We start from the raw sequence: 14,510 nt of genomic DNA on the forward strand, positions 1-14,510 counted from the left end.
TGCTCGGGGCGGGCGGGTCAGGTCCAGGTGGCGGTTGTCAGGATCTGTTCCAGGTTGGGGGTGTCCCAGAGGTCGACGACCAGCATCTTCGACTGGGGGAGGTGCCACAGGCGCTCGGTATAGGCGAATCGCGTCCTGCGGGTGGGGCCGTAGCCGATCGGGTCGTCGGGTGTGGCCTCACGGGTGTAGCAGGGGACGTGCCACTGGTTGTACTCCGCCTTCCTCGGGCCGATGCCGGCGAGCCGTTGCGCCGTCCGCGTGGCGCCGTGCTCGACGCCGACGGCCCGCAGGTTCGCGTGCCGGGGGCAGCTCATCCCCTCGTCCTGGTTGAACAGGACCCCGTAGCTGTCGCCGGTCCTGTACGGCCTGGCGATGTACGCGCCGGGCACGTCGAAGAAGCTGGGACCCAGCACGAAGAACCCCCGGCACATGTAGGCGCTGGGAGCGATGCCGCCCCGCTCCACGACCTCGTCGCAGCTGTTCGCGGTCGCCACGTAGTAACTGTCGGGCGGGGTCGATTCGCCCGGGGAGGTGTCCCGGTTCGGCATCGGGTGCGTCTTCCAGGCGGCCGGCGCGCGGACCGTGACCGGCCCGATCCGCAGCGGCTCACCGGACGGGGTGGGGCTCGCGCTCACCACGGCCCTGTGCTCATCGGGTCCGGACGCGAACGCCTGGTAGACGCCGATGCCCCCGGCCGTCGCGCCGACGACCGCGGTGCCCGCGATGGCGGTGGCCGTCTTCGTGCCGAGCGAGCCGATCAGGCCCGTCGATCCCGCGCCGGTCGCGGCGCCCGCGCCCGCCGCGCCCGCGCCCGCCGGGACGAGACCCGCGGCGAGCGGGAACAGCGCGCTGAGCGCGACCGCGCCGCCGGCCAGGGCGCGCACGCCCTTGGACTCCCAGCCGGTCCCGTAGGCGTCGCGTGCGAGCTCGTCCAGCCACGTGACGAACTCCGCGGCGCCGGGCGGGCGCTCCGCGGGGTCCTTCGCCATGCCGGCGGCGATGAGCGGGCGGAGCGGCTCGGGGACCTCGTCCACCGGGACGTCCCCGGACAGGTGCCCCGCCATGATCGACGCGCGGTCGCCGCCTCCGTACGCGCGGCCGCCCGTCAGGCACTCGAAGAACACGCAGGTCGCGGCGTAGACGTCGGTGGCGGGCGTGGCGGGCTCGCCGCGCCACTGCTCGGGCGCCATGTAGAGCGGCGTGCCCGCGCCCGACGCGGTGCCCTCGGGCGTGGCGACGCCGAAGTCGATGAGCTTGCTGCGCCCGTCGGCGGGGACGATCACGTTGGCGGGCTTGTAGTCGCGGTGGACGACGCCGACGGCGTGGGCGGCGGCCAGGCCGAGCAGGGAGCCCTTCAGGACGGTGAGCGCGGCCTCGGGCTCCAGGGTGCCGTACCGGCCGAGGATCTCCTTGAACGAGACGCCGTTCACCGCCTCCATCACGATGGCGAGCTCCCCGTCGTGCTCGACGAGCCGGTACAGCCGCGCGACGTGCCGGTCGTCGACCCGGCCGAGCATCACCGCCTCGTGCCGGAACCGCTCCCGGGCGCCCGGGTCCGCCCCGGCCGGCAGGTACTTGATCGCGACGGGGGTACCGCGTTCGGTGTGCCGCGCGAGCACGACCCGGCCCTGGGCCCCGGCCCCCAGTTCCCGGATCTCCTCGAACCCCGACACCCGCCACCGCGTCACAGGCCGCTCCTCCGACTCGTTCCGGCGTCCCCACAAGTCTGACGTGGCGGGAGCCCGGAAGGTTGATCGTTTCGGGCCGGTTCTTCCCGATGGCCGTCGGGCGCCCATCGTGCCCGGTCCGGCGACTCCCGTCAGGTGGGAGTCAGCCAGGTTCGGCACAGCCACCAGGCGTTGACGGCGCCGAAGGTGTCGGAGGGGTCGATTCCGGTGGCCTCGGTGAAGCGCTGGACGCGGTTCCGGACCGTGTTGGGGTGGACGAACAGGCGTCCGGCGGCCGCGGTCACGTCGCGCCTCGCCTCCAGCCAGGCGCATACCGCCCGCGCGACCGGCTCGCCGCTCGCGCCGAGGCCGGTCCAGGCCGACCGGTGGCGTTCGAGGAGGACGGAGGCCAGGTCGGTGCGGTCGGCGACCGCGGCCAGGACGGCGACGTCCGCGGCGTGCACCGGCCCCGTCCGCCCGGTCGCCTCGGCGGCGGCGAGCGCGGACACGGCCAGCCGGCGCGCGGCCGCGAGGTTCTCCGCCTCCGCCGGCCCCGCGACCCCGACCGCGTGACCGGCTTCTCCGGACGTCGGCGCCCGCACCGCCACCGCGACCAGCAGCCCGTCCACCAGCGCCGATACTCCCCGGCCCTCCGACTCCCAATCCGCGCAGCCACCCGAGCCCGGGACCACCGCGCGTACTGCGCCTTGTGTCGGCGGGCCCGCCGGCGGTGCGGCCGGGGCCGTCGGCCGTGCCGGGCGGGGTGCCGGTGGTGGCTCGGCCGGTGCCGCCACTGGGGCGCTGTCCGGTCCGTTGGGTGTGGGGGTGTTCGTGCTGGCCGGGCGGGTGGTCAGGACCCAGCGGGGTGCTGGGCGGGAGGCCTGCTTCGGAGGCGGCCAAGGCGGCGGCCGAGCCGCCGTCCAGGAGGCGGCGCAGGACAGTTCTGCATCGGTGGGGCCGCGCCGGGGCCGCGATCGCGCGGGTCGCGGCGGCGAGCAGGGCGCGGGTGTGCCCGCCATGTCGGCGGGCGGCAGCACCGACACCTCCCGTACCAGGGAAGACACGCCGGCGACCACCGACGGCAGCAGGTCCCTCTCGCCGGTGATGCGCTCGATGAGGTCGATCACCGGCGTCCAGCGGGCGTCATCCCGGAAAGGCGACAATTGCGGTGCACTACGAGCGAAGCCACCATCGTGGTGCCATCCATGATCGGCCAGGTTGGCGCCGAATACGCTTGGACCTCACCATTGAACTTCTGCCCCAGGAGTGGCGTGACATGCGTGTACCGTCCCTAGATCAGTGATCAGGAGTGAGTCTTGGACCCACATCCCGGCACTGCGCGCATCCCGAACGGTGTTGGATGCGCTGGTCCCCCGCGTTCGCTGCTGTGTCCCGGTCCGGGGACGTGCATCCCGTGCACGGTCCGTGACTGGTGGGCGGGTTCCCTCACACCTGCGGGTTTCCGGTTCGGCCTGGGCGGTCCGATGCCCCGCGGCATCGCTCTGGTGCTGCGGGGGCGGTGTCGTCCGTCGCCGGATCGGGTGCCCGAGGGCGCGTCTGCCTATCGCCACTGCGGCGGCGTCATGGCGAGTCATGGTCCGGTTGTTGCCGGTGAGGGGCTTGCGCCAGTGCTGGTCGCCCCATCTGGAGGTGTACGCAGGGTCCACCGCGACGATGCTCAGACCGATCTCGGCGGCCATCGACACCAACCGCGCCTTGAGCTTCCCGGTGGGGAAGCCGGAGATCACTTGCCGGAACCGCTTGCGGCGGCCGTGCTTCTCCCGGGTCTTCTCAGTGGCGAAGTCCAGATCTTCGATGGCGATGGCGGCGACGCCGCATCGCCGGGCCCAGTGCAGGAGCCCGGTGATGGCGTGCCGGATCTGTGCGTCCCGGTGATCGGTGGTGCCGGACAGGTCGTAAGAGAACCGGTGCGGGTCACCGACCGGGTTGCCGTGGACGTCGAGATGGTAGGCGGCGAAGTGGTCGGCGTTGGTGTCGACCCCGATCAAGCCGCGGGCGCGGGCGGCCTCCGACGGGACGGTGGGGACGGCGGGCCGTTGCCATGATGCGGTCAGGTATCAGCGGCCCCGGTCCGGATCGAGGTGGATGCGGTAGGCCACCGCCCGGTCGGCCCCGATCCGGTCGGCCCACTCGGCGCCCCGGTGTGCAAACTGCACTCGGGCGGCCAGCACGTACCGGCCGTGCGGCGCGTTGGCCAGTCCCGCCAGTGGGGCGGGCAGCTTGATGGCCACTTCGCCGCCAGGGGTGATGCGGATGGTCTCGTTGCCGTACCGCTTCCCGCTCTCGCCATCGGCCCGGAGGAACCACCGTCCAGCCTGCCACCGCGTCCGCCAGTGCTCTTTGGTGAGTTCGGCGGTCTCTGGATGGTGGCGTTGGCGGGCCAGCCGCTTGCCGCCGCGAACCACGTGGACCCTCCCGGCCTCCCAGTCGGCCTGCACGTGGGCGAGTCGATCCTTTAGGGCATGCAGGCGGCGGGACTTGGCGAACCACTCACGCCTGGAGCGGTACCCACCCGGCATCCGCCTGGAGCCTTTCTGGCCTACCGGCAGGGACAGCCGCCGCTCGATGGTGCTGATCCCGGCCTCCAGGCTGCGCAGGTGGGCAAGCTGGGAGCGGCGCGCCAACGCCCACTGGTCATGGGTGGCCTTGGTGATGCTCCCTGCCCACCGCGCCGACGACTGCCCTGTCAGTTCCCGCTTGCGGGTGGCCCACTGGTCGGTGGTGTGCGTCGTCCCGGCCTGGCAACGGTCCTTGAGGTCACGGCCGGCCAGTGAACCCAGGTGCGCGCCCACCTCCCGCAGCACCGCCTCGTCCTGGGAGGTCAGGCCCTTGAGCCGGGTACGGACCGCCACTCCCGACGACCCGTCGGCCACGAACGGCGCATTGATCGGCCGCAGCCGCTGCGGCCGCCCACACCGACACGCGGCAGGACCGACCTTGCAAGCGGCATCGCCCGAGTCGGGGTGGGCGGCCATTGTGGGGACGGCGCCCACTTCATTCATGGCAGCGGACGGTGGCATGGCAGACACTTCAAGTCATGCAATTCGAACATGCAATCGACTTGGCTGCTCGCCTCCTGTGGCAACCGGCGGCATGTCCTCAAGGACAGGGAAGACAAGCGCGCAGAGTTCCGTCCACCCATCGTTGCGCCAGCTTCACGACCACACCGCACAACTCACGAACGGCTATGGAGAATCATGGAAACCCGACCACCTGCTGTATCGAACCCTTCGGCCGTGCGGAGCCCGATTCATGACTCGACCGCTGCGGCGGGGCTGTCCCTTGAGGGCGTGAGCCGCTACGAGCCCCTCGACGGCGTCGTGGACGCCGCGCTCCACGCCGCCCTGTCCCGCCGCCCGCGCCGCGACGTGACGACGACCCGCCGGGGCGGCGTCGAGTTCTTCCTGGCCAGGCATCTCCCGGCGCTGACCGACCGGATCGTCGCCCGGACGTTCGCCGGGCGCGTCCGGGAGGGCGCGTTCGAGGGCGCCGAGCTGGCCGCCGGAGCGGTCCGCCGCCACGCGGGGCGGCCGTGAGCACCGCCGAGACGACGCGGAAGGACGCCGCGGCCGTCCCGCGCGCCGGCGACCTCCTCGGCTACGCCTCCGGATCGCTCGGGATGGGCGTGTGGGTCACCGTCCCGGGCCTGCTGCTGCTCTACTTCATGACCCACACGCTCGGCGTGTCCCCGTTCCTGGCCGGCCTCACCCTGCTGCTGCCGAAGATCCTCGACGCGATCGTCCATCCGTGGTTCGGCTCGCTGTCGGACCGGCGGGCGCGCCGCGACGGGCACCGGCGCGGGCTGCTCCGCTGGGGGCTGCTGCTCGCCTTCGCCTGGATCGGGCTGTTCTCGGTGCCGTCCGGCGTCCACGGCTGGTCGGCGGCGCTGTGGGTCGGCGGCTTCTACATCCTCGGCAACGTCCTGTACGCGTGCTTCCAGGTGCCCTACCTGACGACGCCGTCCGACCTGAAGATCGGCTACCACGAGCGCACCCGCGTGTTCATGTACCGGATGCTGGTGCTGACCGTCGGCCTGCTCGGCGCCGGTGTCGCGGCTCCGGCCCTGGTGGCGGACGGCGGCCGCGGCGACTACGCCCGGATGTCGGTCGTGCTGGCCGGCTTCCTCGTCGTCACCGGCGTCCTCGCGATCGTCTTCATCCGGAGGCTGACCGACCGCTCCGGCTTCCGGATCCCGGACGGAGGCCACGCGCACTCCGTCCTCGACGACCTCCGCATCACCTGGCGGGACCGCGACTTCCGGACCCTGACGCTGTCCTACCTGTTCACCGGCACGACCACCCACATCTTCCTCGCGGCGGTGCCCTTCTACACCGAGTACAAGTTCGAGGACGAGGGGCTCACGGCGGTGTTCATGGGCGCGTTCCTCGTTCCCGCCGTGGTCGCCGGGCCGATCTGGAAGAAGGTGTCGCAGCGGACCGGCAAGCAGCGCGCGCTGCTGATCTGCCAGGCGGTCTTCGTCGTCATGCCCCTTGCCCTGTGGCCGGGCGAGGCGCTCGGCGTGGGCCCGATCGTCGCGGGGATCGCCGTCCTCGGCTGCGCGTTCGCCGGTCTCCAGCTCTTCGCGTTCTCCCTGATCCCGGACATCGTGGCCGCCGCCGAATCCCGGGGGACGGCCCGCGCCGGCGCCTACACGGGCGTGTGGACGGCGACCGAGGCGACCGGCACCGCGATCGGCCCCTACGTGTACTCCGCGACCCTCGCCCTGGGCGGCTTCGTGTCCACGACGGAGGGCCACCGGGTCGCGCAGACGGACTCGGCGCTCACCGCACTGCTCATCGGCATCACGGTGGTGCCGGCCGCCCTGATGGCGGTCGCCTTCGCCTTCCAGCGACGCTTCGCCCTCGACCGCATGGCCGGCCGCTGACGGTCACTCCTCCGCGGTGTGCACCCGCCGCGCCCAGAAGGCGACGTCCGGGTCGGCGTGGGTGCGCAGGCCGCGCAGCAGGCCGCGCCAGTCCCCGGGCCAGCCCGCGCGCGAGCCGTGCCCCTCGGCGAGCGCGCAGGCGAACAGCCCGCCGGCGAGATCTCCGCGCGCCGCGAGCCGGGCCGCGTGCGGGTACCGCTCCCCGGGGTCGGGCATGCCCCAGGCGGGGAAGGTGGACGGTCCGGCGGCCAGGGCGTCCGCGACGTCCACGACGGCCAGGACGGCGAGCCCGGCGCACCGGTCGGCCAGCGCGTCGACGGCCTCCGCGGCGCCGGGGTCGTCCCAGCGGAGGGTCCCGGCGGCCAGCTCGCTCGCGAGCGGGCCCGGCAGGTGCCCCTCCACCGCGCGGACCGCGCGCTCCCCGGCCGTGCGGTTCACGGCGGCCTCACGGACGGCGCCGGCCAGCGCGGTCAGCCGCTGGAACGCCGGCAGGTCGCGTTCGTGGTCCGCGTCGGGCGCGGGCGGCGCGGCGGCCAGCTCGGCGGCGGCGGCGCCGAACTCGCCGGCGCCGATGCCGCCCCCCACACAGGTCACGAGGGCCCTCAGCGCCGCACGCCAGGGGCCGGTCTCGTCCAGATCGGTGATGAGACCGGCCAGGGCCGCCGGGATGCCGGGTTCCCAGGGCGCCCAGGCGGCCAGAGCGGGAACCGCCGCCTCGCGGGCCTCCGGGTCGCCGGAGCGCGCCACCTGGAGCACGAGCCCGGCGTAGCGGGCGCGGAACCGCTCCTCCACGTGCATGGGCGGCGTCCCCAGCACCTGCCGTGCCAGGTCGCGGGGGCCCTGCGCGGCCTCGGCCAGGATCCGCTGCGCGACCGGCTCCTGGAGGTGCTCGCGGGCGGCCGAGGCGATCGCGGCCCGCACGTCGCGGTGCTGGTCCGGGTCGTCCCACGCCGCCGCGATGATGTCAAGGGCGCCCGGCACCCGGTTGCGCAGCAGGATCCGCACGCCCTCCTTGCGTGCGGTGATCTTGCCGTCCGCCAGCACCGGCCGCAGCATCGCCGTCAGCGCGGACGGCGGGATGAACCGCGCCGCGCGGGACGCCGCATGGATGACGACGTGGGCGTCGTCCGACTCGGTGCGGGCGAGCAGTTCGGGCAGGACGTCCTGCGGCGAGCGGGTCCAGGGCAGAGCGGTGAGCGTGACGCGCCGGATGTAGGGGTCATCGGACGTGAAGTGGCTGCGCAGCCGCGCCGCCTCCGTTCCGGGGAACCGCGCGATGGCCGCGATGGCGCTCGCCCGCTCGACGGAGGGGGTGTCCGGGTCCGCCGCGAGCCGTTCGAGCAGAGCGCGGTAGGCGTCGCGCTGGCGGCCGGTCCATCGGCGTGCCCAGGCGGCCTCCACGCGCGGCACGTAGGTGACGTCCGGGCGCTGGAACCGCCCGGACGGCCTGTCCGCGCCCAGGACGAGGTGCAGCAGGTCGGTGCGTTCCCCGGCGACGGCGGCCAGGACCGCCGGGACGGCGATCGCCGAGGGGTCCCGGTCCAGGATCCGCCCCACCCGTTCGGCGCGGATTCCGGGGGCGGCGAGCCACAACACGATCGCGTGCTTGAGGACGTCGTCCTCGCGGGCGTCCAGCGCCGCCTCCAGCGCGTCCTGCAGGACCGGGACGTGGTAGGCGCGTCGGCCGAGCGCCCTGGCGAGCAGCAGTGCGAGCCGGTGGTCGTCGCGCCGTGCGCCCGCCTCCAGGCGGGGCGCCAGCGTCGCCGCCAGGCGGTGCTCCTGCCCGCGCCGCAGGGCGTGATCGAGCCGGCCGAGGGGGAGCGAGCGCGTGCTGTCGGCGAGCCGGTCGATGAGCTCCAGGCCTCCCAGCAGCAGTTCCGCGTCGTCGCGCGACGCGCCCTGGCGGCACAGCGCCGTGGCGATCCGGCCGATCCGGTAGCGGGTCGGGTGGGACACGTCGCGGGCGGTCAGCGCGTCCTCCGCGAGCCGCCGGACCACCGCCGCGTGCCCGGCGCGCCACAGGCCCTCCGGGACTGCCGCCAGCGCGTCCAGCGCAGCGCACCGGACGGGATCCTGCTCGTTGCGCAGCCGTCCGAACGACTCCAGCGCCGCGGCCAGCGTCGCGGGATCGCCGGAACGGCCGGCGCACCGGACGAGCAGCGCATAGGCGGTGGCGCGCTCCTCGGCGTCCGGCCTGCGGGTCAGCTCGCCCAGGATCGGCCGGGCCTCGTCGTACGGCAGGAACGACGCCACGTCCCACATCCGCGGAGGCGTCTCGGCGACCTTGCGGAGCCCCATCATCCGGCGCGCCTCCCGGAACCGCAGCGCGCGGGGGAGGGTCTCCAGCAGGCTCGCGCCGAGTTCGGCCGCACCGCGGTCGACACCGCGCATCGCCGCCTCGAACACCGCCTCCCGGCGGCTCGGCGGGAACGCCTTCAGCAGTTGCCGCAGCGCGCTCTCGTCCTCCCGGACGGCGCGTGCCACCGCGCCGATGCCGTCGTCGCCGCACCGGGTCAGCCGCTCCCGGAAGGACCTGCGGTACAGCAGGGCGCGCAGGTCACCGCGATGCTCCTCGGCCAGCAGCAGGCGGAGCACGCGCTCCGGCTCGGCGTCCAGCAGCGCACCGGCCAGGGGGTGCAGCGCCTGCGGCAGCGGCAGGACGGCGCAGTGCCGCTCCAGCAGCCGGACGACCCGGCCGGGGTCGTGGCGCAGCGCGGCGGCGACGCCGGGCGCGTGGCGGAACCACCAGGCGCCCCGCGTCACCTCGGGGAGGTCGTCGAGGCTCCGCTCCGCGTAGTCGAGCATGATGCCCGGGTGGGAGCGGCCCAGCGCGGGCCCAGTTCCCGACGGCGTTCGCGAGCCGGTCCATCCACGCGGCGACGACGTGCGGGGCGCAGGCGGGCAGGAGCACCGCCGCCTCGTGGTCGCCCCACCGCTCGGCGACCGGCCCGATGAGCGCGTCGGCCAGGTCGCCGCGCCGCCGCGCCCGGACGGCCTCGTAGAACGTCGCGCGCACCGCCGCCGGCGCGTCCTCCAGCCCGCCGGGGAACCGCTCCGTCCGGGGCGCGTACCGGACCGCCGAGCGGGTCGCCAGGGTCGCCAGCTCGGCGTCCGGGTCCCGCGTCGCGCTCACGAGGTGCGCCAGCGACGCCTCGTCCCGGACCGCCGCCGCGGTGAACAGCGCCAGCGACCGCTCGTAGTGGCCGCGCCGGCCCAGCTCGTCCAGCAGCGCGGCGAGCGCGGGATCGCCGGAGAGGCTCCGCAGATCCGCCAGCCGGCGGCAGCGGTCCTTGAACGCCAGGGGCTCGATCTCGGTCAGCAGGTCGTCGGCGCGCATGGTGCGCCATCCTGCCGGATCGGCGCCCCGCTTCACCCGGATTTACACCGGTTCGGCGGCCTCATGCCCGGGGCGGGACGCGGTGACCTGCTCCGCCAGCTTCCGGACGCGCGGCTCGTGCTCGTCGTAGCCGACGACGACCGGCGGCTCGTTGTAGGGCATCGTGTCGGACGAGCGGCGCAGCTTCACGTACTGGCCGCACGCGTCGATCGCGTAGGGCTCCATGTCGTCCTGCAGCGCCCCGATCACCGTGATGCCGTGGGTCTCGCCGATCTTGCGGAACAGCGCGACGGCCTCCTTGCGGTGCTCCTTGCCGAGGTTGCGGCCCAGCTCGTCCAAGACCAAGCAGAGGCGTCCGCCGCCGGAGCTCGCCAGCGCCGCGGCGCACACCAGCTTGACGGCCTTCTCGTCCATGAGCGCGGTGTTGGCGCGCCGGTTGTAGGGGACGTACCGCTGCCCGTCCGAGCGCCGCCACTTCGGCGTGACGCGCCAGCGCCACTCCTGCTCCGGGTCGCCGGGCTGCTCCGGCGTGGGGAACTCGAGCGTCGCGCCGTAGCCGCCGTACGTCACGTCCAGCTTCTCGAACTCGTCCGACACGCGCTGGAGGCGGGTGCGGATCGCGGCGGTCAGCGCGGTGCGGTGCGCCTCGGCGGCGCCCGCCGCCTCCGTCGCGCCCTTCTGCGCCTTCTCCAGGTCGGTGCGGCGCGCCGACATCTGCACCTCGATCTGCCGCCGCTGATGCTTCTCGTAGTCCTCCTGCTGCCGCAGGTAGCCCTCCATCGCCTTCGCCAGGCGCGGGAAGGTGGCCTGCTCGCGGTCGGTGCGGCGGCCCTCGCCCTCGGCGCGCTCACGCAGCAGGAACCGCATCTCCTCGGGCATGTCCTCCTCGGACGGCCCGTCCGGGAAGACCCGCCGGAGCGCCTCGGCGAGGTGCTTCTCGGCGGTGTGCCACCACTCGGCGGGCGTCCAGGTGGCCTCGTCGTCGTCCAGGCCGGACAGCCACTCGGCCGCGCCCTCGCGGGACCCGCCCCAGTCCTTCTCCAGAGCCTCCAGGCCGAGCGCCGCGCGCCTGCCGGCCAGCTCGGACGACGCGCGGCGGATCGTGTCGCGCTCCCGCTCGTGGGCGTCCTTGCGCCCGCGCAGCCGGTCGATCTCCAGCGCCCGCGTGTCGGCCTTCGCCTGGAGGCGCCGCAGCGCCTGCTCCGCCGACCCCAGCCGCGGGCCGAGCCGGGCCTCGCCGCCCGCCAGGTCCTCCAGCCGCTCCCGCAGCTCCGCCATCCGCGCGCGGACCTGGTCCAGCTCCTCCGCCGCACGGGCGCCGGCGAGGCGCCGGCCGGCGAGCGCCACGTCGGCGGCGGCGTCGGACGTGGCCTCCCGCGCCCGCTCCAGCGCGTCCTTCGCGGCCTCCAGCCCGGCCCGTGCGGCCCGTACCCGCGCCACGCGCCCGGTCACCGGCTCGGCGAACCCGCCGACGATCACCACTCCCGGCCCCTGGCCGCCGAGGGCGGCGAAGAACCCGCCCAGCGACGGTTCGCAGCTCACGCCCTCCGGGAGCCCGTTCCGCGCCCCGCCGTCCGCCGGGACGATCATCGAGCCGGGCATGCCGGTCAGCGCCGCGACCGCGGCGTCGAGGTCGTCCGTCCCGACGACGACGGCCTCCCGGTACGGCCACAGGGCCGCCTCCCACCGCTCCCGGACGTCCTCGGCCAGCTCCACCGCGTCCAGGAGGCCGACCGCGGCGATCCCCTCGGCCGCCAGCGCCCGGATCTGTCCCGGCGCGCTGCTCTCGCCCGCCTCCGCCTCGGCCAGGGACCGCTCGGCCCGCGCGACCGCGCCCTTCGCCATCCCGAACTCCTGCTGCGCCTCGTCCCGGCGCGCCTCCGCCTCGGCCAGTCCGGCGCGGGCGGCGTCCCCGTCGCGGCCGTCCGCCTCCCGCCGCCGCTCCTCCAGCGCCGACACCTGGCGGCGCAGCTCGTCGAGCCGGTTGCGGGCGACGGCCTTGTCCGCGCCGAGCTCGTCGGCCTGCCCCTTCAGCTCGGCCAGCGCCGCGTCCGCCTCGCGCAGCTGCGCGTCCAGCTCCCCTCCGGTGAGCTGCTCGATCTCCCGCTCGGCGGCCTTCGCGGCGGCGGCAAGCTCGTCGCTCTCGCCGCGCAGCCGCGCCAGCTCGGCGGCGTGGGCGCGGTCGGCCTCCGCGGCGTCCACCAGCAGCCGCGCCTGCCGCGTCCGCCAGTGCCGCAGCGCCGCCGCCACCTCGTCGCGGGCCCGGTCGCGGCGGTCGAACGTCGCCAGCAGCGCCGCCGCCTCCCGCTCCCACCCGGTGAGCCGCTCCGCCGCCTCCGCCGCCTTGGCGCGCTCGCGGTGCTCCTCGGCGCGGGACTTCCGCTCGGCCTCCAGCTCCCGGTCCAGCCCCGTCAGCGCCGCGATCGCGCTGAAGATCCGCTCGGGGCTGATCTCGTTGAGCGGCTGGGAGAGCAGGTTCGTCGCGACCTTCGACCGCACCGACGTGGACAGGAACGACACGCACCGCACCCGCCCCCCGTACAGGACGCGCGACAGGTCCTTCGCCACCAGGTCCCGGCGTCCGGCGCTGCGCGGCAGGCCCGCCCACAGCCGGTCCGCCAGCGCCACCCGGTCGGCCTCGGAGGGCGCCGACGCCAGGTGGACGCCCTGCCGCCAGCGGATCTCCAGGTGGGGCGCGTCCACGTTGACCCGCAGCCACACGGTGACGGCCGTCTCGCCGTCCTCCCCGGCCGGCTCGGCGTGGTCGAAGACGCCGACGATGTATCCGTGGGCGGCGCTCGCCCACTGGCTGTCGCCCTGCGCCGCCAGCTCCGCGTTGAACAGCAGCTCCGCCACCGCACGCGCCCCCGACGCGAACCGCCACTGCTCGTCCCCGAGCAGCGCCGTGACGGCCGCGATGAACGACGACTTGCCCGCGCCGTTGGAGTCCTTCGGGCCCTGCCCGGCGACCACGATCAGCGTCCCCGGGACGGTCGGCACCGGATGCGTGGACAGCCGGGAGATGTTCACCGCCTGCACCGCCACGAGCGTCCGGTCGCCGACGACGTTCTCGGCGCCGCCCGGCGCGTGCCCCGGCACCATCGGTTCGAGGACGGCCGTCATCTAGTTCTCCCCCTGATCGCGTACCTGGCTCCTGCGCCGCGCCCGGATGGCCGCGGCGAGCGGCGAGTCCGGTCCCGCGGCGAGGATCAGCTCTTCCTGCAACCGTCTCCGCGCCGCCTCCGTCAGCCGGTGGAACTGCGGCCCCGGCACGAAACCGCCGGAGTCGTCGGAGCCCGCCTTCACCTGCGACACCAGCCCCGCCAGGCGGAGCCGCCGCAGTGACGCCTCCAGTTCCCCGACCGGAAGCTGCGTGCGGCGGCGCAGCTCGTCCACCGGCGTCGGATGGGGCGACAGCCACGAGTCGTCCTCCAGCAGCCCCGCCGCCCTCGGGATCGCCACCGAGTGGACGAGCACCAGCGTCAGGACGGCCCGATCCCGCACCGGCGGGACGCACGCGGGATCCCCGGCCAGCTCCGCGGCGACGTCGTCGCGGTATCCGGAGATCCACCGCGTCTGCTCGGTGCGGACGAGCGTCCGCCCGCTCAGCGCGAGCATCTCCTCGACCGTCCGCCGCAGCGCCGGCTCCCGCAGCCCCGCGAACCGCACCTCCGAGACCGGTTCCGCCGCGTGCTCCACCGCCATGTAGGCCGCCACCAGCTCCGCCCGCCGCCGCTCGTCGTAACTCCGCAGCAGTCCCTCGAACAGCTCACTCACCCGCGGGCTCCCGAGCGGGTTCGGGGAGGCGGCGGAGGAGGTCTCGGAGGGACGCCAGGGAAGATTCCGGCCAGAGGGCGGTGCGGGGGCCGGTGCGGACGGCTCCGGCGGGCTCGTCCAGGAGGAGCCACCCGGTGTCGGAGAGGCGGCGCAGCTCGCCGGTGGCCCACCGCCGGGCCAGGTCGGTGTCGCCGCGCGACATGGTCGCGTAGACCTCCAGGACGTCCGCGACCGTGGCCGGGGCGCCCGGCCAGGGGGCGTCCTCCAGGCGCGGCCAGCAGCAGCGGAGCGCGGCGGCCAGGACGCGGCGGGCCTGGCCCGCGCGGTCCAGGGGCATCGGCGCGGTCTCGTACTCCTCCAGCAGCACGGGCGTCGCCCCGTCCGGCCACGCGGGGAGCAGCCACACGCGCGTGCCGTCGGCCGCGCTCACGACGCCGGGCGGGACGGGCTCGGACGCCGCGGCGGACGGCGCGCCCAGCACCCGGGCGCGTGCGCGCGCCAGCACGTGCGGGTCCACGCCGGGGCGGCCCTCTCCGGGCCGGCCGCCGGTCACGCGCCGGTCCTCTCGAACCAACCCGGGGTGACCCAGGTGGGGGAGCCGCCGGGGCGTACGGCCATGCCGTCCGACCAGGTGAGCCGGTACGGCAGCTCCGGGTGCAGGTGCGCGGACGACAGGTCGGCGAGCACCCGGCGGGCCGTCACCCAGTCCTGGGCGAGGGCGTCCTCGACGGCGACGCGGTCACGGCCGCGGAGGATCTGCTCGGCGAGGCCGCGCAGCCGCTCGATCGCGGCCGTGTCCGGCCCCGTGTCGTCCGACAGGCCC

The 14,510-nt window shown here is 75.1% G+C and carries 10 protein-coding genes and 1 pseudogene; 2 read left to right on the plus strand and 9 right to left on the minus strand.

Annotated features, from left to right (window positions below):
• Nucleotides 1-17: 17 nt before the first annotated feature.
• From E1281_RS40530 to E1281_RS42155, 4 genes are all read right to left on the minus strand, one after another.
• Nucleotides 18-1,688, minus strand: a complete 1,671-nt coding sequence (locus E1281_RS40530; RefSeq protein ID WP_165959137.1) for a serine/threonine-protein kinase — start codon at nucleotides 1,686-1,688, stop codon at nucleotides 18-20.
• 131 nt (nucleotides 1,689-1,819) lie between these two features.
• Nucleotides 1,820-2,296 carry a helix-turn-helix domain-containing protein gene (locus E1281_RS42145; RefSeq protein WP_243717465.1) on the minus strand — a complete coding sequence of 159 codons (477 nt, stop codon included), beginning with the start codon at nucleotides 2,294-2,296 and terminating at the stop codon, nucleotides 1,820-1,822.
• Between the two features lie 612 nt (nucleotides 2,297-2,908).
• Nucleotides 2,909-3,676, minus strand: coding sequence for a hypothetical protein (locus E1281_RS42150; protein ID WP_243717466.1), 768 nt, complete (start codon nucleotides 3,674-3,676; stop codon nucleotides 2,909-2,911).
• A 69-nt stretch (nucleotides 3,677-3,745) separates the two neighbouring features.
• Complete coding sequence (locus E1281_RS42155) at nucleotides 3,746-4,561, minus strand: hypothetical protein (RefSeq protein ID WP_243717467.1); 816 nt, start codon at nucleotides 4,559-4,561, stop codon at nucleotides 3,746-3,748.
• 363 nt (nucleotides 4,562-4,924) lie between these two features.
• Between E1281_RS42155 and E1281_RS27685 the strand changes: the two genes are divergently transcribed.
• Nucleotides 4,925-5,224, plus strand: coding sequence for a hypothetical protein (locus E1281_RS27685; RefSeq protein WP_243717468.1), 300 nt, complete (start codon nucleotides 4,925-4,927; stop codon nucleotides 5,222-5,224).
• Complete coding sequence (locus tag E1281_RS27690; RefSeq protein ID WP_243717469.1) at nucleotides 5,221-6,573, plus strand: MFS transporter; 1,353 nt, start codon at nucleotides 5,221-5,223, stop codon at nucleotides 6,571-6,573. Before E1281_RS27685 ends, E1281_RS27690 begins: the two co-directional genes overlap by 4 nt.
• 3 nt (nucleotides 6,574-6,576) lie before the next feature.
• Here the strand turns inward: E1281_RS27690 and E1281_RS27695 are convergent, their stop codons facing one another.
• The 5 genes and pseudogenes from E1281_RS27695 to E1281_RS40535 all read right to left on the minus strand — a co-directional run.
• Nucleotides 6,577-9,378 carry a hypothetical protein gene (locus tag E1281_RS27695; protein WP_131882650.1) on the minus strand — a complete coding sequence of 934 codons (2,802 nt, stop codon included), beginning with the start codon at nucleotides 9,376-9,378 and terminating at the stop codon, nucleotides 6,577-6,579.
• A gap of 574 nt (nucleotides 9,379-9,952) precedes the next feature.
• Complete coding sequence (locus E1281_RS27700) at nucleotides 9,953-13,033, minus strand: chromosome partitioning protein ParA (RefSeq protein WP_131882651.1); 3,081 nt, start codon at nucleotides 13,031-13,033, stop codon at nucleotides 9,953-9,955.
• Nucleotides 13,034-13,687: a hypothetical protein gene (locus E1281_RS27705; RefSeq protein WP_131882652.1), complete on the minus strand. Its 654-nt coding sequence runs from the start codon at nucleotides 13,685-13,687 to the stop codon at nucleotides 13,034-13,036.
• Nucleotides 13,680-14,240, minus strand: coding sequence for a hypothetical protein (locus E1281_RS27710; RefSeq protein WP_243717470.1), 561 nt, complete (start codon nucleotides 14,238-14,240; stop codon nucleotides 13,680-13,682). Before E1281_RS27710 ends, E1281_RS27705 begins: the two co-directional genes overlap by 8 nt.
• A pseudogene (locus tag E1281_RS40535) lies at nucleotides 14,237-14,510 on the minus strand (hypothetical protein); the annotation flags it as partial. The pseudogene E1281_RS40535 and the gene E1281_RS27710, both read right to left, overlap by 4 nt.

It is taken from the genome of Actinomadura sp. KC345, assembly GCF_004348515.1.
Classification (GTDB): domain Bacteria; phylum Actinomycetota; class Actinomycetes; order Streptosporangiales; family Streptosporangiaceae; genus Spirillospora.